Annotated in this window: 18 protein-coding genes; 10 read left to right on the top strand and 8 right to left on the bottom strand. The window is 54.9% G+C overall.

Annotated elements, in window-relative coordinates; translation table 11 throughout:
• Positions 1–88: 88 nt before the first annotated feature.
• From QTO31_RS08220 to QTO31_RS08230, 3 genes are all read left to right on the top strand, one after another.
• Positions 89–589, top strand: coding sequence for a protein tyrosine phosphatase family protein (locus QTO31_RS08220; RefSeq protein WP_301428707.1), 501 nt, complete (start codon positions 89–91; stop codon positions 587–589).
• Between the two features lie 9 nt (positions 590–598).
• Positions 599–2365, top strand: a complete 1767-nt coding sequence (locus QTO31_RS08225; protein WP_301428709.1) for a SulP family inorganic anion transporter — start codon at positions 599–601, stop codon at positions 2363–2365.
• 120 nt (positions 2366–2485) lie between these two features.
• Positions 2486–2788 (top strand): rhodanese-like domain-containing protein, encoded by a 303-nt coding sequence (locus tag QTO31_RS08230; protein WP_236631275.1) that lies wholly within the window; start codon positions 2486–2488, stop codon positions 2786–2788.
• A 328-nt stretch (positions 2789–3116) separates the two neighbouring features.
• On the opposite strand, the gene QTO31_RS08235 is transcribed toward QTO31_RS08230, so the two are convergent.
• The 5 genes from QTO31_RS08235 to QTO31_RS08255 form a co-directional block, all read right to left on the bottom strand.
• Positions 3117–3512: a Zn-ribbon domain-containing OB-fold protein gene (locus tag QTO31_RS08235; RefSeq protein ID WP_301428712.1), complete on the bottom strand. Its 396-nt coding sequence runs from the start codon at positions 3510–3512 to the stop codon at positions 3117–3119.
• Entirely contained in the window at positions 3509–4138 is a 630-nt protein-coding gene (locus QTO31_RS08240; protein WP_031460856.1) for a YIP1 family protein, read from the bottom strand. Before QTO31_RS08240 ends, QTO31_RS08235 begins: the two co-directional genes overlap by 4 nt.
• A 77-nt stretch (positions 4139–4215) precedes the next feature.
• Positions 4216–5385, bottom strand: a complete 1170-nt coding sequence (locus tag QTO31_RS08245) for a thiolase C-terminal domain-containing protein (RefSeq protein WP_301428713.1) — start codon at positions 5383–5385, stop codon at positions 4216–4218.
• Between the two features lie 13 nt (positions 5386–5398).
• Entirely contained in the window at positions 5399–6448 is a 1050-nt protein-coding gene (locus QTO31_RS08250; protein WP_301428714.1) for a hydroxymethylglutaryl-CoA synthase, read from the bottom strand.
• Positions 6449–6634: 186 nt separating this feature from the next.
• Complete coding sequence (locus QTO31_RS08255) at positions 6635–7954, bottom strand: hydroxymethylglutaryl-CoA reductase, degradative (protein WP_301428715.1); 1320 nt, start codon at positions 7952–7954, stop codon at positions 6635–6637.
• Positions 7955–8131: 177 nt separating this feature from the next.
• Here QTO31_RS08255 and QTO31_RS08260 point away from each other — a divergent pair, with 177 nt between their 5' ends.
• The 3 genes from QTO31_RS08260 to ligA all read left to right on the top strand — a co-directional run bounded on the left by QTO31_RS08260 (position 8132) and on the right by ligA (position 13240).
• The gene (locus QTO31_RS08260; RefSeq protein WP_301428716.1) at positions 8132–8830 is read left to right on the top strand and encodes a hypothetical protein; all 699 of its coding nucleotides are present in this window, start codon (positions 8132–8134) and stop codon (positions 8828–8830) included.
• Between the two features lie 947 nt (positions 8831–9777).
• Entirely contained in the window at positions 9778–10857 is a 1080-nt protein-coding gene (locus QTO31_RS08265) for a M24 family metallopeptidase (RefSeq protein WP_301428717.1), read from the top strand.
• Between the two features lie 253 nt (positions 10858–11110).
• Entirely contained in the window at positions 11111–13240 is a 2130-nt protein-coding gene (gene ligA / locus QTO31_RS08270; protein ID WP_081910065.1) for an NAD-dependent DNA ligase LigA, read from the top strand.
• A 90-nt stretch (positions 13241–13330) separates the two neighbouring features.
• Here ligA and QTO31_RS08275 read toward each other — a convergent pair whose 3' ends face one another.
• Both QTO31_RS08275 and selB read right to left on the bottom strand, forming a co-directional pair.
• Complete coding sequence (locus QTO31_RS08275) at positions 13331–14509, bottom strand: zinc-dependent metalloprotease (protein WP_301428718.1); 1179 nt, start codon at positions 14507–14509, stop codon at positions 13331–13333.
• Between the two features lie 81 nt (positions 14510–14590).
• A complete protein-coding gene (gene selB, locus QTO31_RS08280; RefSeq protein ID WP_301428719.1) occupies positions 14591–16441 on the bottom strand; it encodes a selenocysteine-specific translation elongation factor in 1851 nt (616 codons plus the stop codon).
• 176 nt (positions 16442–16617) lie between these two features.
• Between selB and QTO31_RS08285 the strand changes: the two genes are divergently transcribed.
• The 4 genes from QTO31_RS08285 to QTO31_RS08300 all read left to right on the top strand — a co-directional run bounded on the left by QTO31_RS08285 (position 16618) and on the right by QTO31_RS08300 (position 21098).
• Positions 16618–17217 (top strand): DNA-3-methyladenine glycosylase family protein, encoded by a 600-nt coding sequence (locus tag QTO31_RS08285; RefSeq protein ID WP_301428720.1) that lies wholly within the window; start codon positions 16618–16620, stop codon positions 17215–17217.
• Positions 17218–17288: 71 nt separating this feature from the next.
• Positions 17289–18041 (top strand): ribonuclease PH, encoded by a 753-nt coding sequence (gene rph / locus QTO31_RS08290; protein WP_301428721.1) that lies wholly within the window; start codon positions 17289–17291, stop codon positions 18039–18041.
• Positions 18042–18114: 73 nt separating this feature from the next.
• On the top strand, positions 18115–19350 hold the full coding sequence (locus QTO31_RS08295) for a tetratricopeptide repeat protein (protein WP_301428722.1): 1236 nt from the start codon (positions 18115–18117) through the stop codon (positions 19348–19350).
• A 203-nt stretch (positions 19351–19553) separates the two neighbouring features.
• Positions 19554–21098, top strand: a complete 1545-nt coding sequence (locus QTO31_RS08300) for a nicotinate phosphoribosyltransferase (RefSeq protein ID WP_301428723.1) — start codon at positions 19554–19556, stop codon at positions 21096–21098.
• 800 nt (positions 21099–21898) lie between these two features.
• On the opposite strand, the gene QTO31_RS08305 is transcribed toward QTO31_RS08300, so the two are convergent.
• Positions 21899–24187 carry a histidine kinase N-terminal 7TM domain-containing protein gene (locus QTO31_RS08305; RefSeq protein WP_301428724.1) on the bottom strand — a complete coding sequence of 763 codons (2289 nt, stop codon included), beginning with the start codon at positions 24185–24187 and terminating at the stop codon, positions 21899–21901.
• Between the last annotated feature and the right edge of the window lie 18 nt (positions 24188–24205).

Consider the following 24205-nt stretch of genomic DNA (forward strand, 5'->3'; position numbering starts at 1 on the left):
GCCGGAGTGAGTACCCTTTCGGCGCACAGGACGGCCGTCTCGCCTCGTATGGTCGATCTACTAGAAACGATAGGATATGGACACCGTTATGCAACACCAGACTACTTGCAACGCTCTCCAACAGCAAACCGAAGTTGCACCGTTGCGCAGTTATGCAGTCACCGACCGCGTTTTACTGGCAGCACAACCACAGCCAGAAGACTGGCAACGCTTTGTTGAGGCCGGGTATCAGACAGTTCTCAATATTCGGAGCGACCCCGAACGGGCAGCCGTTCAGGCGGTAGCAGCCCGTGCAGTGGGACTCCGTTATATACACGCTCCCTGGCCAGCTTACGAACTCGAACCTGAACATCTCGCCGAGTTTGCACGTATTGTCGAAGATCCGGCAACCGGTAAACTTGTGTTCCACTGTCGAAGTGCTACTCGGGTAGGCCTGATCTGGATGCTCTACCGAATGGTGCATCAAGGTTGGAGCCGTGAGCAGGCCGAGGCCGAATTACGTGCCGCCGGTTACGATGATGATGCTATCGAGACATTTGATTTTTGCGCGAGCGATTTCTTTGAACGGTTCGATCCGCAGCAGAGGTAGGGGAGTGTTATGACACCCGTTTCAGCTCGGCAGCCTGGCGTGCAGGCTGCGCTGTTAGCGGCAATTTATCGATACCTTCCATTTCTTAACTGGCTGCGCCATTACCGTCGTGAACATCTGCCAAGCGATGTTGTGGCAGGTATTGTGACAGCCATTATGCTCATCCCGCAGAGCATGGCTTACGCCCAGTTGGCCGGTCTGCCTCCCCAGATCGGCCTCTACGCCTCAGTTGCACCGCTCGTTGTATATGCCTTGCTTGGTACTTCCGGACAGCTTTCCGTAGGGCCGGTGGCTATTACCTCATTACTGGTGTTTAACGGGGTAAGTACGCTTGCCGATCCGGGGAGCGAGCGGTATCTGCAACTCGTGCTCTTACTGGCCTTCATGGTCGGTGTAATAAAACTGACGTTGGGTATACTGCGGTTAGGCGCGATTCTGAACTTTATCTCGCATCCAGTCCTGACGGCTTTTACCAGTGCTTCGGCGCTGATCATTGCGGTTGGTCAGTTGAAATATATTCTCGGTTACCGCATTGGCGGTGAACATCTGCACGAAACCATCATACAGGCTATCGCTGGCTTAAGCCAGACAAATCTGGTCACGTTCACCATCGGGCTGGCGAGTATCGGCCTGCTCGTCTTCTTCCGGCAGGGCTTGCGCCCGCTCTTGCGCCGCATCGGCTTGCCACCATTGGCAGTGACACTAATCGTCAGTGGTGCACCACTCTTAACCGTCATTTTGGGTATTCTGGTTGTACAAGGATTGCAGCTCGATCAGACTGCCCGCGTTGCGGTGGTGGGTGCAATTCCGCCCGGTATTTCGCCGATAAGTGTACCGCCGTTCGGAATGGCCGACATGCAGGCGCTCTTACCAACCGCACTGACAATTGTCCTGGTGAGCGTCGTCGAGTCGATTGCTGTGGCGAAGGCCCTGGCCAGTAAACGACGACAAGCTATCGATCCCGATCAGGAGTTAGTTGCCCTGGGTGCAGCGAACATGACGGCCAGCTTCTTCAGTGGCTATCCGGTTACCGGTGGCTTTGCTCGCTCGGTCGTTAATGCCCAGGCCGGCGCGATCACTGGTCTGGCGTCACTGGTAACAGCCCTTGGGATCGCGGTGATTTTGCTCTTTTTCACACCGATCTTTTACTACCTACCGCAAGCTGTGCTGGCGGCGACAGTTATTGTGGCCGTTATCGGCCTGGTAGATCTGCAAGAACCGCAGCGCATCTGGCGTACTAATCGCGGCGATGCGTTTACCTGGCTTATCACCTTTCTGGGTGTACTCACCCTGGGTATCGAAAACGGTATCTTTGTCGGTGTTGCCTCGGCATTAATCCTCTATCTGTGGCGAACCAGTCGTCCGCACATTGCGATTGTCGGGCGCCTTGGCAATAGCGAGGTATACCGCAACGTTGAACGTCATCAGGTCAAGACCTGGCCGCACGTGGTGGCAGTACGGGTTGATGAAAGTCTCTACTTTGCTAACACGCGCTATCTTGAGAGTGCGTTGTTGCAGATCGTTGCCGAACGACCAGAGGTGAAACATCTGGTATTGATCGGTTCAGCTATCAACTTTATTGACTCGAGTGCCCTCCACACCCTTGAACATCTTATCGATGAACTACGTGATGCCGGGGTTGAGTTTCACCTGGCTGACATTAAGGGACCGGTGATGGATCGGCTCAAACAGTCGGAGCTAATCAATAAAATCGGTTACGATCATATCCATATGACGACGCACGCCGCAATGCTGGCCCTAGGATGTAACGATTAAGGGTATATCACAATGCAACACGCTTTCAAATTCGTTGCGCTGTTCGTATTCGCCATCTTAACTGCGTGTGGGGCATCTACGACCCTCCCCAGTGCAACGTCCACTCCAAAAGAGATAACCGTGGCTCAGTTGAAGAACATGCTTGATCAAAACGAGAACTTCTTGCTGCTTGATGTGCGGACTCCCGCCGAATTCTTGCAAGATGGACGGGTTGCACAATCAACACTTATTCCCTTGCAAGAGCTTGAACAGCGCTTGAATGAACTACCTACCGATAAGCCAATTGTCTGTATCTGCCGGTCGGGGAATCGTAGTGCTGCGGCGTGCGATCTGCTAAGGTCACGCGGCTACGAGGCAATTAACGTTGCCGGTGGTATACGAGCATGGAAAGCTGCTGGCTATCCAACGGTATTCGGCCAGTGAGCGCACCGGTTGTTCTCTGGAGGATGCAAATCGTGGGGCATGAGAACCGTGCCCTCGAAGTTTTCAAGGTTTCCGGTTTTCGGTGATGCTTAGTACCTATCCGAATATCTCGTCATCGCGTCCACGACGGATGAACCCTGTCGATGGAAGAAACACGATTGACGACTAGCCTGATGCCGACGGGAACACATGTTGGGTTATGATACCGCACAGGGCGAGACAGCGTCTCGCCCCTCCTTCTTTTCGTGCCACAGGCGGGTATCAGGTGTAAACCCTGCATGCCATCGTACCAATCAGCGACCCACACGCCTGGAAAAAATCATTCTCCTCACGATAGCCTGGGCCGAAACTTATAACCGTACACTAAGACGCCATCCTCACCGGTATCCATTAACCGTCGTGTGACCATCTCAACCGGCATACCAATTGTGAGTTCTGATTCGTCGCAATCAGTGAGCTGTGCGGTCACCAGCGGGCCTTCTTCTAACCGCACCAGTGCTACCGGATAGACCCCAAAGCTGGCAAAGCCTTCTGGTGCCTGTCGTAGCACACTAAAGCTGTAGATTTCACCCCGTCCACTCAATTGATACGGCTCCCAATCGTTGGGGTCTTCATCGAGAGCCGGTGGCTGAGGCGGAAAGCGTACCTCACCAGTGTGGCGATGACGTTGTCCTTCAAGACGATAGCGGGGCACACGATCCCGCCAGTGTCGCGCTATTTTCATGGTGCAAAACCTCCTGCAAAGATCGCGAGAGTAGCAGCAAGGCCAATCGCGATACACCAGAAGAAGAGACCAATGACCAGCAGGATGATCGAAATATAGAGCGCCTTCTGCGATGGCAGGTTCATCCCAGACTGGATTGCCAAATAATTGAGATAAATCCCGTAAATGACCAAGGCTAGTGAAAGGATCCAGCCCAGAAGTGGGATAGAAGATACAATAAATTGGGCCACAGATAACGGTGACGAGAAGAGGGAGATACCCCAGGCCAATTCGCCAAAGCTGCCAGTACCACCAAAGGCCCGACCTAGCAAGTAAATGAACCCCCAAATCACTAATGAGCCGATAATTGTGCCGAAAACCCCTCCGAAGACAACAAAGATCGGATTAGATTGCTGAGCGATGGCTGTCTCGATCGCGTCTGGGGATAACCCTTGAGCCTCAAGTTGCGCTCGAAGTTCCCCCATCCGAAAAGGGGATGTGATAGCCGAAATAATCCCATTGATAACACTGGCAATGGCCGCATAGATCAATGCCCAACCAAGATTATCCCGCTCGTGCCGCTCGAACGTTTGTACCGACGGATTGGTAAGAACTGCAACGCTACCGTTAATCATCTCTTGAATCATGGGGTATGCTCCTGTGTTGCAAATAGCGGAAGCAGCCATATTGTACCCCACGCAACGAATATTGTGAAGAGGATGGCTCATGATTCGCGAATCAGGACATGGCTAACTGCCGTTGTACCAATACCTCCGAGCGATTGTGCGAACCCAACACGAGCGTTGGTCACCTGAGTAGCACCGGCCTGACCACGAAGTTGTTGGGCAATCTCGATTACCTGATAGATACCGGTTGCGCCACCGACATCGCCACGTGCTTTGTAACCACCTGCCGTCGCAATTGGTGTCTTTCCGCCTGGAGTAATCGCTCCCTCGGCAGCATGACGCGGAGCAGTGCCGGTTTCGTAACAGCCGATTGCCTCAAGGGCCAACGTCGCTGCAATTCCGTGCGGGTCGGTCAGTTCCCATACATTAACATCGCCGACACCTAAATGAGCGCGGCCAAGTGCAATATGGGCACTGGCACGGGCTGCACTCAGATCAAGTGGATTCCGTCGCCGATGCAGGGCTGGATGGTCGGTCGCAACTGCCGCACCGGCAATGCGGATTCGCACCCCATCAAGTTCACGGGCCAGATTCTCGTTCACAATCAATAGTGCAGCAGCGCCATCGGCCAGCGTACTACAATCGAGCATATTGATCGGCGAGGCAATCTGGGCCGCCTTTCGATATTTGCCGGCATCTATCGGAAAGCGATACAGTGCCAGCGGATTCTTCGCGCCGTTGGTATGAGCGTTGATCGGGAAGGGGGCAAAGGCATCGGCAGAGTAGCCATATTCGTACATATAACGACGCATAAGCATCGCCCACTGCGCCGTCAGCGTTACGCCGTGCAATGCCTCTTCGTTGCTATCGGTTGCCATTGCCTGAGCCGCTTCGATCTCATCTTCAAGATGATCGGTGACCTTCTCAACCCCGATCACCAACGCGACCGGTAACCCATGTTGTACTGCCTGCACCGCCTGATACAGCGCCAGTGCACCGCTCGCACCGGCGGCTTCAACGCGCAGCGCCGGGATTGAAGGCGATAGGCCCAGCATGCTTGCCAGATAGGCGCCGAGTTGACTCTGCCCGTACAACTCCTCGCTGAAGGCACTACCAACGTAGAGGGCGCCAATATGATGTGGAGCAATGCCAGATGCACTCATAAGCGCAGCGCGTGCAGCTTCGCTCGCGAGATCGGCTAGACTGCGCTGATAATGCTCGCCAACGACGGTAGCACCCATCCCTGCAATATAAACATTTGACATCATAAAACCTCTCATCTTATCCCATCACCAGCTTGCCACGCCATTTCGCGTAGATAGCGTAATCAATCATCACTGCCCGCTTCAGATATGTAGCTGTAAGTGGTGCTCGTTCGCGGCGTTCCAGAACTGCCTCGGTAACGGTTAGGGCATAGGCATCGGAACCGGCGCCACTGCCATAAGTCGTCATAAAGATCGTATCACCTGGTTGGGCGATATCGAGGATTGCACAGAGACCTATGAGAGCTGCCCCCGAATAGGTATTGCCGATCTGTGGACTGAGCAACCCGGGCGCTACTTGCCGATCGGTAAAACCGAGTCGTTTAGCAACTGCTTGAGGAAACTTGGCGTTGGGCTGGTGAAAAACAGCATAGGTGAAATCGGCAGCCGTGCGCCCCAGTTGCCGCAGTAATTCACCGGCTGCTGATTGAATCTGGTGGAAGTAGGCCGGTTCACCGGTAAAGCGATTACCATGCACCGGGTAAGGACGATCAGCACGTCGGTAGAAATCGGGCGTATCGGTAACATACGAGATCGTGGCATCAATGGTTGCCAATGCCTCTTCCGCGGGGCCAACGATCAGGGCAGCGGCGCCAGCGGAAGCAGTGTATTCCAGGGCGTCACCGGGACGACCCTGCGCGGTATCGGCTCCGATTGCCAGCGCGTAACGTTGCATTCCACTGCCTACCAATGCCATTGCGGCTGTGAATGCCTCGGAGCCGGCCTTACAGGCAAACTCCCAGTCGGCAGCGCTTACCCACGGACCTGCCCCCAGCGCATCTGCAACAACTGTTCCTGATGGTTTTACACTGTACGGATGGCTTTCGCTCCCAATCCACACTGCTCCCAGCGCTGAAGCTGGGATGGCGGCGCGGGCAAGTGCGTTACGCGCTGCTTCGATAGACATCGTAATTGTATCTTCATCAGGGCCGGGCACACTCTTAGCTTCAACTGGCGTACCGCTTTGTCCGTCCGTCCAGATTCGGGCTATTTCACGAGCCGCAATCCGGTAGCGTGGGATGTATGTCCCGTACCCAATAATGCCAACCGGCTGTTGTGGTTTCATCATGAGAGATGCTCCGTGCTGATATTCAAGGCATATTATGACATTGCTCGCCGCTCAGCGACGAACATGTATCGCAACCGACTCACAATATCTGATTGCTGACAATTCAGGGTGAACAGCGCGGCATTGCGCCCTTCAGATGAATGGCGGCCTGCTGAAATTCATATACAGGCCGCCAGAGGAGTCTGACTAGTTACGGTTGGGATCACCGGCACGCCGTCCTTCGAGTTCGGCGATAATCTCTTCGGCGCGAGTCAGCTTGATATTGCGTTCGGCAACCATACGCCGGGCAACTTCATCGACCAACGTACCACTGGCGCCAGCAGCCAGCGCAATCTGGCGGGCATGTAAACTCATGTGCCCCTGCTGGATACCTTCGCAGGCCAGTGCTCGCATCGCAGCCAGATTATTGGCCAACCCCGCCGCTACACAGACTTCTGCCAGTTCGCTGGCACTGCGTACACCAAGGAGTTTCAATGCAGCCTGTGCCGTGGGATGAACCTTTGTCGCCCCACCGACAATACCGACTGCCAGTGGCATTTCCAAGGTACCGACCAGGTTCCCCTGTTCATCGCGTTCCCAGTGTGAGAGGGAGGTATAGCGACCATTGCGACTAGCGTAAGCATGAGCGCCCGCCTCAACCGCTCGCCAGTCGTTACCGGTAGCGACCAGCACTGGATCGATCCCGTTCATAATGCCCTTGTTGTGCGTCGCTGCCCGATAGGGATCAACGACGGCAAAGGCATAAGCCCAGAGGATACCTTCAACGACCTCCTCGCCACTGAGACCGTCACGGGCCAGTGAGGCCGCCGGTACCACACAACGAGCACGGGCCAACCGGCGGTCGGTCAAGTTCGAGAGGATGCGCAGGTATACGCGACCTCCAGTCATTTCGGCCAGCAGCGGTGCAACTGCCTCGGCCATGGTATTCACCGCGTTCGCCCCCATTGCGTCGCGGCAATCGACAATCAAGTGAACGACCAGCATTGGCCCCATGGGGCTAGTTGGGAAGAAGCGCACCTCGACATCGCGAGCGCCACCACCGAGACTGACCAGTGATCGGCTTTGAGCATTTGCCAGCGCGAGTATCTCTTCTTTACGCGACAGGATGGTCTGGCGAGCCTGATCGGGATCACTAATATGAACCAACTGAACCTGGCCGATCATCAGCGGCTCGGTGCTACTCGTCTCAAATCCCCCACCATCGCGTACCATACGTGCAGCGTAACTGGCCCCGGCCACGATTGATGGTTCTTCGACCACCATTGGTATCAGATAGTCGCGGCCATTAATACGGAAGTTGGTCGCAATGCCAAGAGGCAGGTTATACGTACCAACGACATTCTCAATCATCTTATCGGCGCGCTCAATGGTGAGTGCACCACCCTGACCGCCGTGCAAGGCGCGCAAATCTTCATCTACCAATCCATCAAAGGACTTAACCATCTGTAATCGCTCGAAGGGATTGAGTTGATAAAATCCTTGTAAGCGAGAATTTTTGGTCCCCATAAGAGGACTCCTCCTTCATACTTGCACCAGACATTTTTCGTATCCGCAATATACGATACCACGACAATAGTGCGAAGGCGGTTAACAACAACTGTCAAAACCTATCATGCATCTGTCGGGGAGCTGTCATGCGAGCTTTTGAGTGTTAAAGAGCCGAATTATGGTACAATGCACAGTATGAAACGAAAACACTTGTTCGCTCTTTTTATCAGTCTGCTCTGGGTTAGTGCCTGTTCATCGACACCATCCCTACCGTTGCTGGCCGAGCTTCTGCCGGGTCCGCCGGCTTATTCCCAACCGATGGTTGCCTTCTTCTACCGCGATGAACAGGGAGCACGGCTCGTCAGTCATATAAGTGTTAGTGCAGAGCGACCGCTGCCACTCGATCCGCCAGCGCAGCAGGTATGGCTTGGTGGTCTCGATCCACCGCCTGAACTGGTTATCCGTGAGGTAGACGGCGTGCAATATGGGCTGGTGATTGCACAGGGTGTCTGGCGATCTGCCGGTAACTATGGGCCGGGCGGAGCGTGGCTTTATACCATTGAAACGCCATCGTTACAGCCGTTCAATCTGGTTGAAGTCGAGCTGAAACAGTTGTTGGCCGATAACCGCTACGAAGGTCAGGTTGTCACAACGCGAGCTGCCCTGCTTGTTTCCAGCAGTACCAGTTTGCTGGTCGATCTGATCGGACCCGGTGGTGTACCGGCTGCCAATGCGTACCAAATCAAACTACGGAATGGTGATCGGGATCAGGCTGCGCTTGCTCGATTACAAGTCAGTGGTGCGGTGCGCTACGGCTATGTGGAAGTTATTGGGCTCTGGAAACGTGGGCAGCTTGAGCCGTTGTTGATCTCACCGTTGCCGCAAGCACCTTGATAATCCATAGAGATGGTTTCGTCTATGTAACGGCTCGCCCGCCAAACGCGCTAAGCGAACGTTCTGTCTGTGCTCTGCGTTCCCTCGGATGATGTGAGTCATTCTAGCAATAGGGGTGCGGATTGCACTCTCATTCCGTATAATCGTCTCACGGTCCGACAGATGAAAACCGTCGATGGATGGAACACGCTGGACTCTTTTCCTCACGAGCTTATCCTGATAGACTGGCACAGCGGTACTGCACCCCGATCTTCCGCGACATGATATGTCAGATAGGCGCTTCATCCCGCTGTACTCGGTAGGAACGACGAAAAAAGATGATTCCAGGTGCGGTACGCACCATCTGTGCGGGTGGGAGACCCGCGTACTCAGGTGCGGTATGCACCATCTATGCGGGCGGGAGACCCGCGTACCCAGGTGCGGTATGCACCATCTATGCGGGCCGGAGGCCCGCGTACCCAGGTGCGGTACGCACCATCTGTGCGGGCGGGAGGAGCGCGTACCCAGGTGCGGTACGCACCATCTGTGCGGGCGGGAGGCCCGCGTACCCAGGTGCGGTATGCACCATCTGTGCGGGCCGGAGGAGCGCGTACCCAGGCGCGGTACGCACCATCTATGCGGGCGGGAGGAGCGCGTACCCAGGTGCGGTACGCACCATCTATGCGGGCGGGAGGCCCGCGTACCCAGGTGCGGTACGCACCATCTGTGCGGGCCGGAGACCCGTGTACCCAGGTGCGGTATGCACCATTTCAACTGCGTGCCGATCCGAAGAATCGTCTCACGGCGTAGCAGCAGCGCTGCGCCCTGCCCCATCTTTTTCTGCGACAGGATAGGTCGGATCGGCTCTAAAACATACGCCTGTTGTTTTTGTAGTATCCTGGTACCGACATCTGGGTTCGCTACGCTACTACTGCTCAAGATTGCGGGTCAAAACGAAAGGAATGCTCATGATAGAACGACTACAGCGGCTCCGTACAGCGTTAGCGGAACGTGACTTGCCGGCAATCTTACTCACAGCCCCGGCTAGTCGTCGCTACATTAGTGGTTTCACCGGTAGTGCTGGTGCATTGTTGATCAGTGCCGAAGCAGCATTATTGCTCACCGATGGTCGCTATGTGGTACAGGCTGCGGCTGAGGCACCGGCATTCAGCCTGTGTGAGATACGCCCACCTGCCAGACCGTTGCCCAAACTCGTTGCCGAATTGACTGCTGAACTGGGAATCGGGAAATTAGGTTTTGAAGCTGCCACGATGACAGTAGCCGAATATCGGCAATTGACCACTGCGCTGGGTAATGAGGTTGAGCTGGTTGCCACCGAGAACATCGTTGAAGAGCTACGAATGGTCAAGGACAGTGGTGAGATTGCTCTTTTGCGAAAGGCGGTGGCGATTACCGATGCTGCGCTGGCGGCTGTGTTGCCCACTCTTTCGCCTGCCATGACCGAGCGTGAAGCGGCGTGGAAGATTGAAGTCGCTCTGCACGAGCTAGGGGCTGAGGGGCCATCCTTTCCGATTATTGTCGCGGCAGGTCGTAACAGTGCTCGTCCGCATCATACACCGGGTGACGATCAATTGGGTGAAGGACAGCCGATCATCATTGATATGGGTGCTCGCTACTCAGGCTATCACGCCGATCTGACGCGCACAATTGTATTAGGGCAAGCCGATGATATGTTCCGTACCGTTTATGCTGCTACCCTCGCTGCTCAGCAGGCAGCAATACAGGCGTTGCGTCCTGGGTTGCCGTGGTCTGAAGCCGATGTAGTCGCCAGGCGGGTTATCGGTGAGGCCGGATATGCTGATGGTATTGCGCATAGCCTTGGTCACGGGGTCGGTCTTGTGATCCACGAAGCGCCATGGTTGCGGATGACAGCGCCTGATGCACCGCCGAGTCCACCTCTGCAAGCCGGTATGGTCACGTCGGTTGAACCGGGAATTTACCTTCCTGCTTGGGGTGGTGTGCGAATTGAGGATTTGGTGCTGATCACTGCTGATGGGTGTGAGGTGTTGTCACAATCGCCACGGTGAACGATAGTGATAATGCTCGTGATCGACAATGGTTGGCGCCCTAGAAGTTGTGCTACAATAATGTACAAATGTTCGCATCGTTCAAGTTCATGATGCACGAGACCCACTGGCGGTTACCAGTGGGTCTCGTGTGGGGGGGGTGGTAGTATGATAACGATTTTTTTACGTGTTCGCAACCCCCCCAAAGGTACTACTTCATGCCAACAATATATAGTACCTTTGGCGCAATTCTATCATGACCATGGAGTTACTCATGAATCAAACTGCGGTTGCCGAGCGGATCAAAGAGCTGCGTAACCTGATCCGACGTTACGACTATCACTATTACGTGCTCGACGATCCGATCATTAGCGATGCCGAGTACGATGCACTCATGGCTGAATTGCGTGCTCTTGAGGCGGCGCATCCAGAATTGATAACCCCTGACTCGCCAACGCAGCGCGTAAGTGGCACTCCTGCTACGCAATTCGCCAAAGTGCAGCATGCTCAGCCGATGCTATCACTTGGTAACGCCTTCACAACTGCCGATCTCCAGGCCTGGCGTGATCGGGTTATGCGTCTACTCGGTAGTGATGCAGAGGTAGCGTATGTGGTCGAACCCAAAATTGATGGGTTGGCCGTTGCCTTAACCTATCGTGCCGGTCAATTCGTGCAGGGTGCTACTCGCGGCGATGGTGAGATCGGTGAGGATGTCACGGCCAATCTGCGCACTATCAGCAGTATCCCGTTGACACTGCGTGTACCCGAATCAGTCGCTGATGACCTGCCCGCAATGCAGCCGACAATGATTGAAGTGCGCGGTGAAGTGTATATGCGTACCGCCGATTTCGAGGTCTTGAATGATCGACTGGCAGCAGCGGGTGAGAAGGTCTTTGCCAACCCTCGGAATGCTGCTGCCGGTTCGCTACGTCAGAAAGACCCCATGGTGACGGCCAGCCGACCGCTCCGCTTTTTCGCTTACGGGGTCGGTGCGGTCGAAGGGGTTACGCTCAGTAGCCAATGGCAGACGTTGCGGTATCTCCGTGCCCTCGGTTTTCCGGTCAACCAGGATGCTCGTCGGTTTACCAATTTTGAAGAGGTTTTGGCCTATTGCGAAGAGTGGATGGCGCGACGCGACAAGCTACCTTATGAAGCTGATGGGATGGTAATAAAAGTTGATGATTTTGCTCAACAACGTGAATTGGGCGTAGTTGGTCGCGATCCACGCTGGGCAATTGCGCTCAAGTTTCCGGCTCGTGAAGCAATCACCCGTCTGATCGATATTACGGTGAACGTCGGTCGTACTGGTGTTGTAACACCAAATGCCGAACTGGAGCCGGTACAGATTGGTGGTGTCATCGTTCGTAGCGCCAGCCTGCATAATGCCGACTATATTGCGCAACGGGATATTCGGATAGGCGATTATGTGGTTGTTAAGCGGGCTGGGGATGTCATTCCCTACGTCGTCGGCCCGGTGATTGCCCGTCGTGACGGCAGCGAGCGTCCCTGGCAGTTCCCAACCCATTGCCCGGCGTGTGGCTCACCGCTCGAACGGGAAGCGGGTGAGGTAGCCTGGCGCTGCAACAACTTTAGTATCTGTCCGGCACAACTGGTGCGACGGGTAGAGCACTTTGCGAGTCGGTCGGCAATGGATATTGTGGGGCTGGGTGAACGCCAGGCGGAACTTTTTGTGCAACAAGGGTTGATCCGTGACGTAGCAGACATTTTTTTGCTGAAGGCAGAGCAATTGGCAACGCTTGAAGGATTCGGGCCGAAACGCATTGCCAATCTCTTGGCCGCTATTGATGCTGCTCGTCAGCGACCGCTTGATCGGCTGCTTGTTGGGCTGGGTATTCGTTATGTAGGAACGGTCGCCGCGCAGACGCTGGCGAACGAGTTTGGCTCTCTTGAAGCGATTATGAATGCCCGCCAGGAAGATCTCGAACGTATTCCCGGTATCGGCCCGGTGGTCGCGGCCAGTGTTGTTGATTTCTTTTCACGCCCAGAAAATAGAGCGTTGATCGAGAAGCTGCGTGCTGTTGGTGTACAAATAGATGGCGCAGAAACTCAGGCTCGTCACAGTGATACGTTGGTCGGTAAGACATTTGTCTTAACCGGTACTTTACCTTCGCTGAGTCGTGAGCAGGCGAGTGCGCTGATTACTGCGCATGGGGGTAAAGTAACCGATAGTGTAAGTAAGAAGACCAGTTACGTTGTAGCGGGTGCTCATGCCGGAAGCAAACTCGCAAAGGCACAACAACTCGGAATACCGGTCATTGATGAGGCCGGTTTGCTGGCGCTGGTCGGTGCGGCTGGGGTAGCACCGGAGACTCTCCCATCAGCATCACAACCAACCGCAGCCACCGATGAGCAATTGCCATTACCGCTGCCGGAAGGGGAATGATCATTTTGGCTTTCCCTACCTTGGGGAAGAATGGGGAGCAAGAGGGGCACTGTCTAACAGAGGGGCGGACATAAAACCCGCCCCTTTCTCTTATTGCTGACGATCCATCCGCCTGATCCACTGAGCCGGATCGCGAATCTCGTCCATAGTCGGTAGGTTTTCTGGCCGTTCCCACACTCGACCGGCAAATTGTATCCCGCGTTCCGCGACCACAGCGTTGACAAACGCCTCGCCCTGTTGATATTGGGCCAGCTTCAGGTCGAGGCCGGTCAGACGAAAGATCATCAGATCGAGCATCGTGCGTTGCTTCTGCCGCTGTGCGACGCGCTGTTCGATCTGGCTAAAGCTGGGCAGCAAGCGACGACCAACGGCGTTCATGACGTGGTTACCATACCCTTCAATCAGTGACATTAACGCCTGAATGCGATCAAAGACGGCGCGCTGTTCGGGGGTCAGCACTGTCTCGATCCAGTGTTGGCCGCTGCCAATGCCTTGCAAGAGCCGCACTAGCATATCAAACAGATTGTTACCACTGCTTAGCATTTGACTGCTGATTAGCGCGAAGTTTTGATCGAGTAACTCGCGGAAATAGCGGCGTACCCATGGATAAGCCTCAAACTCAAACGCATGGGTCATCTCGTGCAGGGTAATCCAGAGACGGAATTCTGCGTCGCTCAGTCCCAACTGCTGTTGTACGCGCGCAATGTTGGGTTCGACGAAATAGAGGGAACCACCAGTGGCCTCTGCCGAAAGCAGGCTGAGATCGTATTGCCCCAACACACGCTGCGCAAGATAGCCTAGCAGCCCGCCGATCTGCATGCCCAATAGTTTACTGCTCACATCGTTCATAAGCATGCCCAGTGCCCCGCGACCGCCGCCGTTCTTTTCGTACATCTCTTCAATCGGGCGGAAGAGCTGGCTGAACGAAACGATGTTGGCTTCCAGCCATTCTCGCCGGTCAAAGACAAAGATGCGACTAACCGGTTCGGGTAATTGCACACCGAGATACTCGGCGATCAACGGTTCGCTCAGCGTGACCATACGTGCATACTGTTCACGACGAAAGGATCGATTATCTATCGGCGCCTGCTCCCATTGTGATAGGCGTAGAGCGGTCTGGCGGGCCTGTTCCCAATCAATGAGACCGATGGCAACCCGCCCTTCGCTGCGCGTGCGCGTCTCGAAGTAGTAGCGTGCAGCAAAGCCAGCCGCCATGCCTAATAACAGAGCAGCCCCAAAGCGGCGCAGATCATTTTGCTTACCGGTCAAGGTCGTCTCCTTTCCAGCGGGGATATATGTTAAGAGTCTATCATGCGTCATAGGCTTATGTCCAATACAACGACGAGTATTTCAACGGGCCAGCACTCGCACATCGCCAACCCGACGAGTTATCCGTCGTTCATCGAGGTGTTCAAGGAATGATACCGCATAGCGACGCGAGCAGCCAAAGTGATCACGGAGCTGAGCGACTGTCACACTCCCCTGGGTTTCGATCGTGGCGCGAACCCACGTCTCCATCATGGAATACGTTGCCGGAAGTAAATAGAGGTCTGGAGCAATCTTCACCAGTACTCCTTGATCACAAGCCCAAGCCAACAGTTCATCACCAGGATCAACCGCTGGCGTTGTATACGGCAGGCGCTTCAGTGCATTCAGGAATTGATCGAGCAGCCGTTGTTGCTCGGCGGTTGGCCGAGGTGTAAAATCGGCCAGACGTATCGTTGTTTCATCAGCGCCAATGAGACCTTCGGTGAGCGCTGCCTGTAACACTCCCGGCCAGAGGCGGCTTGACACCTGTAAGCGCTGACGCACCTCTTCCTTTGACATTCCACGACGCAGTGGAAAGCGCTGATGATATGACGTTAACAGATCGCGCAGTGTTGCGCGCAAGCGATCCCAGCCCGTTTTGGTAGTCAGACCATCTTGACCCAGGGCCACCAAATTGCCGTCGGCGAGTAATGGTGCCAGAATGGATTCTGCTTCCGAGCCGGTCATTCCGGTTGCGGCTATCACATCGGCGCGCAGCCGTGGTTGTCCATCGGCCAGTGCTTGAAGGATGCGTTCAGATGGACTCCCCTGGGTGCGGAGGTTGAGCGCAGTAATAACGTCGGCGCGAAAACGGCGATGACGTGGAGGATGGGGATCAATCACCACACCACCGGCAACCGTTTGACTGGGTGAAGGGAGACGCAAAATGAAGCGATCACCAACCGAGGCAACGACCGGTGTTGCCAAACGAATCTGAACCCATCCTTCTGTGCCACCTGCTAACTCATCGGCATCAAGCAACGTGATCCGCGCAGCAGCCTCACTACTCCCGATAAACAGATCAAGGGTGGTGTTATGACAGACTGGTGCGGCTTCACGAACGATCTGAACCCTGGCATCGAGCAGGGTTGTTGGGCGTAACGCACCTGGGAGAGTCAACTCATTCCCGCGTTTGAGATCACGGTGATGGACACCGGCCAGATTTACGGCGATGCGTGTGCCGGGGCGTCCTTGATCTATAGGACGTTGATGACTCTGCAAGCCACGAATCCGCGCTCGTATTCCCTGCGGCAATATCTCAACTTCCTGGCCGACAAACAACGGGCCACCGCGTAAAGTACCGGTAACAACGGTACCAAAACCGGCAATAGCAAAACTGCGGTCAATTGCTAGTCGTGGCACACCGGTTGGCTGATGACGTATTGGCAAAGTGTCAAGAAGTCGGTCGAGCGTTTGGATCAGTTCAGACAGACCAACCCCGGTGCGAACCGAGACCGGTATGATCGGTGCTGCGGCCAGGCCTGTCTCGGCTAGGACCTCGCGTACCTCATCACGGACCAGCGCCAGCCAATCGGCATCAACCAGGTCAACTTTACTCAAGACCACAATCCCGTGGTGTATTGCGAGCAGATCGATAATCGCCAGATGTTCACGGGTCTGGGGCATTACCGATTCATCGGCGGCAATGACGAGTAGCACTGCATCGATACCACCAACGCCGGCGAGCATGTTTTTAATAAAGCGCTCGTGACCCGGTACATCGATCAAACTCACCTCACGCCCGCTCGGCAAGGTAAGCCAGGCAAAACCCAGATCGATGGTCATTGCGCGTTTCTGTTCCTCGCGCAACCGATCAGGATCAATACCGGTGAGCGCCTTGATTAACGTTGACTTCCCATGATCAACATGACCAGCGGTACCGATGGTAAACATTGCAGTACATATTTGATAGTCGAGTACAATATCTCTAAAAGCGTGTCTGCGGAAAGGTACGGTTCGCGACTTTCATTTGTCCTTTGGCCCTTTTCTTTGCCCACAATAGAAGGAGAAGTTGTAACTGAAAACTCTCGCCAGAGGACGGCGCTCTAGTATTATTGTACGATGGAACGATGGAAGATGCACTTCATCATCTCTGCCACGTTGATCCAACTTTAGCGCGATGGATCGAGCAGATCGGCCCGTATACGTTCCAGCGCCAGCCCCACGGCTTTGCCACGCTTGCGTATGCGATCATCAGTCAACAACTATCGCTTGCCGCAGCCCGCACGATTCGTGACCGCTTGATTGAACGGTTGGGTATTCTCGACCCAGAGACCATCCTGGCTGCCGACGAGGCTCTCTTGCGCGCTGCTGGTCTTTCGGCCCGCAAGAGCAGTTACCTGCGTGATCTTGCCGAACGGGTGATACGTGGTCAACTTGACCTGGATCAATTACCGACGCTTGACGATGAAGCGGTGATTGCAGCGTTGACTGCGGTAAAAGGTATTGGGCGGTGGACAGCCGAAATCTATCTGATGTTTGCACTCGAACGTCTAGATGTATTGCCGGCTGCCGATCTTGGTTTGCGCGATGCAGTGCGCTTGATATACGACCTGCCGCACCTGCCAACATCTCCCGAGGTGCGAATGCTGGGTGAACGCTGGCGACCGTACCGCAGCGTTGCGTGCTGGTATCTCTGGCAGGCGCGCCGGATGATATTGCACGGTTAAGCAATATTACGTTGTATCGCAGTTATGAATATGGTATGATGAGCAATAAGAAGTAGAGGAAACGGTTGCGTATGGTGCGAATTGATGGGCGATTGCCCGATCAACTACGAGCGATTTCAATCGAAGTAGGTGCTGCGCCGTATGCTGAAGGATCGGCGCTCATTGCATACGGCAACACACGTGTACTGTGCACGGCCACGGTTGAGGATGGCGTACCGGCCTGGATGCGTGGTCAGCAGGGTGGTTGGGTAACTGCCGAATATGCAATGCTCCCACGTGCGACCCTCCAGCGTACCCGTCGTGAACGGAACGGCCCAAGTGGACGTACCCAGGAGATACAACGTCTGATCGGACGATCGCTACGAGCGGCAGTCGATCTCAGTGCTCTTGGCGAACGAACCATTACTATCGATTGTGACGTCTTGCAAGCCGATGGTGGTACGCGCACGGCGGCTATCAGTGGTGGTTATGTGGCCCTGGCTCTGGCAGTTGAGCACCTCGTGCGTAGTAACGCCATTGAAGTCAAACCTGCTCTGACACCGGTAGCAGCGGTGAGTGTTGGTATCGTGCAAGGAACGCTGCTGCTTGATCTCTGTTACGATGAAGACAGTCAGGCCGATCTAGATTGCAATGTCGTTATGAACAGCGCCGGTGCTTACATTGAAGTCCAGGCCACCGCTGAACGAGTACCGGCAAGCCGATCCCAACTTAATGCTCTACTCGATCTGGCTGAATATGGGATCAGACAGATTCTCGATGTGCAGGCGGCTGCTTTAGCGGCTACCCTGCCTAACAATACAATGAGCCGTGCGCAATTACCATAACCATGGTGCGCACCGTCAATCTGCGACGTCATGGCTCGCAATGGTCGCCCTGCCACGGGCGAGGAGGCTCACAATGATAGACGAGACCAAGCGCGTTGCCGGTCGTCGCCACTTGCGTTACGGTTTAGCTTTCGAGCGCACGCAGCGTCCGGCGTCAGCGGCTGACCATTTTCGCATGGCAATAGCTGCCGATCCGACGCTGCGTGATGCTCATAATGCTCTGGCCTTTCACTATCAGCAACAGGGTTTGCTGGCAAAGGCTGCCGAAGCTTTTGCGGCAGTGGCGGATTTGGCCGACGATTACTTTGCCCATTTCAATCTCGGCTTTGTCTTGATCGAACTTGAACGATACAATGAGGCTGAACGCGAATTTCGCCGTTGTCTTGAACTTGATCCGGGCGATGTCGCAGCCCAACTCGAACTGGCGTATATCTATGTCGCCCGTGGTGAATACGAGACTGCGTTAAGCCTATTGGAAAAACCGCGCCAACGCTATTACGACGACTGGGCTGTTTTTCATTTGCTTGGTCGTTGCTACTTTCAACTCCAACGCTACGATGAAGCCCAGCAGGCATGGCAACAAGGCCTGGCGCTGGCTACTACACCAGAGGCGCAACTGGAATTGCTCACCTGTTTGCAAAGTGTTGAGCGCAGACGTGAGTTCCGCACGTGTGACAATAGCAAAGACGATCTCTACATCCGTGAAGGGGTTGTCTGTCTTGGTTCGGCGACAGATGATGGTCTGAACATACATCCGCTTGCGCATTACCAGTTGCGCGAAGAAGATGTTGCTCGCACCGTACAGCGTTTTCTAGCCCTCGCCCGGAGCAGTAACTGGTATTTTGGGGGAGTCACAACCCCCGATCCGTACAGCAAACCATTAGCGATGGCAGTAGCGCAACTGTTAGACGTTCCGCTGCTGAATTTGCATCATTTGCCGACAATCACCGAACCGGTTTTGGTAGTCATCGCTGTTGGTCACTCGGCCGATCTCCTGGCCGTGGCCCGTGAGCGTCTGCCCGTTCCCAGCCCTGGATTCTGTCTGGCCCTGAACTGGATGCGTCACAGTAAGTTGTTACCCGAACTGATTGGGATCATTGTCGAAGGCGTGTGTAACAATCCATGGGAGTCAACGTTGCAGGGGCTTCCATCGACCGAACAAGTGGTACGCAGTCAGCAGATTGCCGAACGACTGGTGCAATACGTTAAGACGCTCCCAGCGGAAGATAATCTGCCGCGTCAAATTCGCTATTATACGCGCCACCATCGGCGATTGGCTATTAATGCGCTGTATCAAAGGTCAAGATAAATAATGAGAGCGTATCCGCGCAGCAGCACGACTGGTTCCCCTTACCTTCCTCTCTAACCCCTCCTCTCAGGTCAAGCAGAGGAGGGGGATGTTGCGGTAGGGCGAAGCCTACCATCCCTCTCTGTTTTCATTGCTGTCTTGTTGACACAACGCTCTTGCGCTGGTATATTAGTGTATAATGTACACTATACAAGCGAGGCGATATGAACGGTATCCAACAGCGAACTGCCACGGGCATCCTCTTCACCGACCAATATCAATTGACGATGGCCCAGCTCTATTTTCGGATGGGCATTCACGAACGGATGGCACAGTTTGATCATTTTTTTCGGCAACCACCCAACTACGGGTTGCATTCAGCCGGTTATTGTATTGCTGCCGGACTTGAATGGTTACTCGACTGGATGGAGACCGCTGCTTTTGGGCCAACCGAGCTTGAGGTGCTACGCGGTCAGCGCAATCGGGTCGGCAAGCCAATCTTCGATGAGGATTTTCTGAACTATCTGGGTCGCCACGGTCATTTTGGGGGCATCACCCTTTGGGCCGTACCCGAAGGGCGGGTAGTGCACGCGCAGGCGCCGATGACCATCGTGCGCGGGCCATTGATGATGGCTCAAATGCTTGAGACGGCTTTGCTCAATCATCTTAATTATCAAACGCTGGTGGCAACGAAGGCCAGCCGGATTCGTGAGGCGAGTGGGGCCAGTACGGTGCTTGAGTTTGGCTTGCGTCGTGGTCAGGGGCTGGGTGCGAATGCCGGAACACGTGCTGCCTTAATTGGTGGCGCCGACTTTACGTCGAATGTTGGTCTGGCGCATACGATTGGGCAAACCGCGAAAGGCACCCATGCCCATGCGATGGTACAGGCCTTTCTAGCCCTTGGGATGAGTGAGCTTGACGCCTTCCGGGCCTATGCTGCGGTTTACCCTGATGATTGTCTGCTGCTGGTAGACACTATTGACACCTTGCAGAGTGGGGTGCCGAATGCGATTCGCGTCTTTGAAGAGCTGCGCGCCAAAGGGCATAAGCCGGTAGGCGTTCGTCTTGACTCGGGCGATCTGGCGTATCTGGCGATCCAGACAGCGCTCATGCTTGATCGGGCTGGGTTCCCTGATACGGTGATTGTCCTTTCCAATGATCTCGACGAACTGGTGATCTGGCAGATTCAGAGCCAGATCGTTCAGGAAGCGCCGCGCTATCAAGCCGATGCCAATGCGATTATTCGTCGTCTGGTCTACGGGGTAGGTACCAGGCTGGTGACTTCACACGGTGAAGGTGCGCTTGGTGGGGTGTATAAGCTAGTTGCCTTACACGATGGGCAGAGCTGGCAACCGGCGATTAAGATTGCTGAGAGTGCAGCAAAATTGACCAATCCCGGCCTGAAACGAGTGTGGCGGCTGTACGATGCACGCGGGAAAGCGACCGCCGATCTGATCGCTCTCGAAGATGAAGATCCGGCCAGGGAAGAGGTGATTCGGTTACGCCACCCCAGCGATCATACCCGACAGCGTGCGGTGTTGCGGGCAGAGCTGACCGGAATTGAGCCACTGCTAGAGCCTGCGATGGTACACGGCCGACGTTTGGCCCATCCGGTGTCAATTGAACAGATGCGCGAACGCCGCCATGCCGACGTCGAGCGGCTTGATCTTGGAGTTCGGCGCATTATGAACCCGCACATCTATCACGTTTCGCTCAGTCAGCGGTTGTGGGATCTAAAACAAGAACTGCTCAATCGGTTTCAGATGTAATGAACGGAATTACACGTTGGGGTGAAGTACCGCCTTACCCCAAAGGAAGGGATGTATGCCTCTTCCAACGATAGTCTGCGGCTACGATTCGGTTGTCTTGCCGATTATGCCCGTCATCGTCTCGGTAAGTGTAGATTAACCCCACGCATGAGGAATTGGGGATGGGATGATGGTGGGTTGATGCGATAAACGATCGTTCCCTGTTATGCACTGCTCAGGACCGGAGGCCCGTGCTCCCAGGCGCCGGCGTGGATCGGTGATCGCTGCAACTGAGGATACGGTTCACTGGCGGACACGACCAACAACTGAAAACTCTGCAAACCAGTCCTCTCACCTATTTTTATATCGTGACAGTTATAGTATACTATGCATGGCGCCGACGTATGACGGGCCGTCGCTGGGGTATTCCCCAGAGGAACTTCCCGACTCCCCGCCCACCGAACGGTGGAAGGTCGCCCCGCGAAACAGGAAGCGGGGGCGCCGGTGGAGTAATCTGCCGGTGACGCAAGACGGCAACAGAGAGGAGTCCCGCCGGGTTTCCGGTAAGGGGTGAAACGGTCGGGTAAGAGCCGACCAGCGTCGGCAGCAATGCCGGCGGCTAGGCGACTGCGCCGACTGATGGGGAGCAAGGTGCGTGGGGCGGGCTTAACGGTGGGAGAACACTGCTGTTGTTCTGTAGACCACTGCGCTCGCTCGCATCGCAGCTACGACGACAATCCGGGTAACACCCGGTGCGTTAGGAGTAGCCGCTGCCGCTGGCAGCGAGAGAGATGACGGCTAGAACAGAATCGGGGGTACGGTCATACGTCGGCTCGCTCGCCCACAGTTCGCGATGCAGTAGCTATTGGTAAGTCGCAAAAGAAGGTCGATCCCTCGCCAAGTTTACTTTCTACTCCTATCTTGCCTCCCATATGCTGGATCAGGCGCCGACAGATCGCCAGGCCAAGACCAACGCCGCTAACTGATCGGCCATTAGCCTGCTTGAGGCGCTGAAATTCCTCAAAGATCAGTTTCTGATCGGCGAGAGCAATGCCGATTCCGGTATCACGAACGCTAATGCGAATGAAGTCACCGTGGTTTGCTGCCTTAATTTCGATAAGCCCCTGTGGCCGGTTAAACTTGATCGCATTGCTGAGGAGATTGATCAGGACCTGTTCGAGACGGCCGGCATGAGCCTGTACAGGCGGCAAATCGGCCGGAATTGTTGTACGCAACTGCAATCCGTGCTCGCGAATCTGCGGTAACATTTGCCCCACGACATTCTGAACAACCGCTGCAACCGGAACTGGTTCAAGCTCGATTGTCATCTGGCCGATTTCCAGGCGTGAATATTCAAGAATATCGTTGATCAACCGCATGAGATTGAGACTGGCCTGGCGCATATATCTCAGGGTTTCTCGGACTTCAGGGCTAAGCTCTCCTAGTACCCCCCGCTGAAGTATATCGGTGTAGCCAAGAATAGAAGTAAGCGGGGTGCGTAGTTCATGGCTCACGGTTGCCAGGAAACCGGTTTTGAGTCGGTCGGCGCGTTGCACCTGTTCGTACAGGCGAATGCGGATCAGCGCATCGGTAATCAATTCGCCAATTGCGGTGACCAGTTCGGCCAGCACTGGTGTCATACTCTTCGCTTCACTTGAGGCCAGACCTAAAATGCCGGTCGCATTCTGGTCGTGACGTAGTGGCGCCAGTAACAGCGAGCGGATGCCCTCCTGGTGGAGACCGATGGTCAGTGGGTCATCAACCGTGAGTTCATCGGTATTGATCAGTTCTGGTTGCCCTTGCTGAATGCGTTCAATCAGTCTCGCTGCGGCCGTGCCACTTATGACCTGGTCTTGTAATCGCCCAACACCGGTAGGCGTATAATCAATCTTGATGCTAATACGCTGCCCTTCTTCGATCAAGCCAATTGCGACCCGTTGCCAGTGCCCTTCTTGCACGATGATGCGGGCAATCGTTGTCAGCAGTGAGGATGTTTCCTGAGCAGTATTGGCACTGCGGGCGATGTTGTTGATCAGACGCAAGGCGGCAATATGACGGGCGCGCTCCTGTTCGACGCGGATTCGCTCACTGACGTCACGTATTAACAGCAGCGATCCGGTTGTGATACCGGCTGCTGATTGTAATGGACGGATTCTTACTTCAATAGCCTGATGACCACTCTCACAGATCAGTGGTCGGCCAGAGGTCGTCACTGAAGTATTGAGCAGGCGGCGCAGATCGTGTTCAAACGGAGAATGAGTAACCAGTTGGACCAGCGAACGGCCAATCCAGCGCTCGCCGTGGATGCCGAGCAGACGAGGGGCATGCTGGTTGATTTCGGCAACTAGCCCGCGACTGTCAAGGACGATTAATCCATCGGGGAGACCGGCAATCACTTCGCGTTCAGCCAGAGGGGCAAGATCGAACAGTTGATAACGCATCGTGGTAAACATTGCCAGGGCTGCCGAAATAAACAGCAGGATCGGCGTAGGATCATCATTCCACGATCCGATGATACCACTGAGAAACACAACATTGCCAAGTGCTGGAATGAGGGCAGCAATAAGCATCAATCGAGCATGGTACCGATGAACCGGTGGTGCCTGAGCAGAAGCACGGGCCAGAATAGCGATCCCGATGATGAGACAAACGTAGGCATAGATGCTGTGCATCCAGAAGACCGGTCCTCGCGTCACTGAAATCCAGAAGAATGGACGTGAAGTGTCGGGTGTGACCGTTGACCACCAGAGGTTGTGCAAGTTATTGGTCAGCGCGAAGAGTAGTGCAATCAGTTCAGGGATAAAAATGCCACGCCGAATCCAGCGCGGGACACGCCACCATTCACCAGAGTATGCGAGTGCAATCAGCAACCAACACGGCCCGATGAGAACAATGCCCATGTTTTGCAACAATGACCAGAACAGGGTTCCTTCAAATGTGGTGTCGGCGATACTCAGGGCATGGCAAAGATTCCACCAGGCAATCGCCGCCAACAAGAGCGTAAACGGGCGCCCGCCACGATAGTAACGTCGTTTCCACATAACAATTGCCAGCCCGCCAGAAATGATTGCCGGAATGAGATAGATCATAACGAAAGGGAGCGCCGCCATGGGTAAACTCCTGGTGCG

Source organism: Chloroflexus sp. MS-CIW-1 (assembly GCF_030444705.1).
Taxonomy (GTDB): domain Bacteria; phylum Chloroflexota; class Chloroflexia; order Chloroflexales; family Chloroflexaceae; genus Chloroflexus.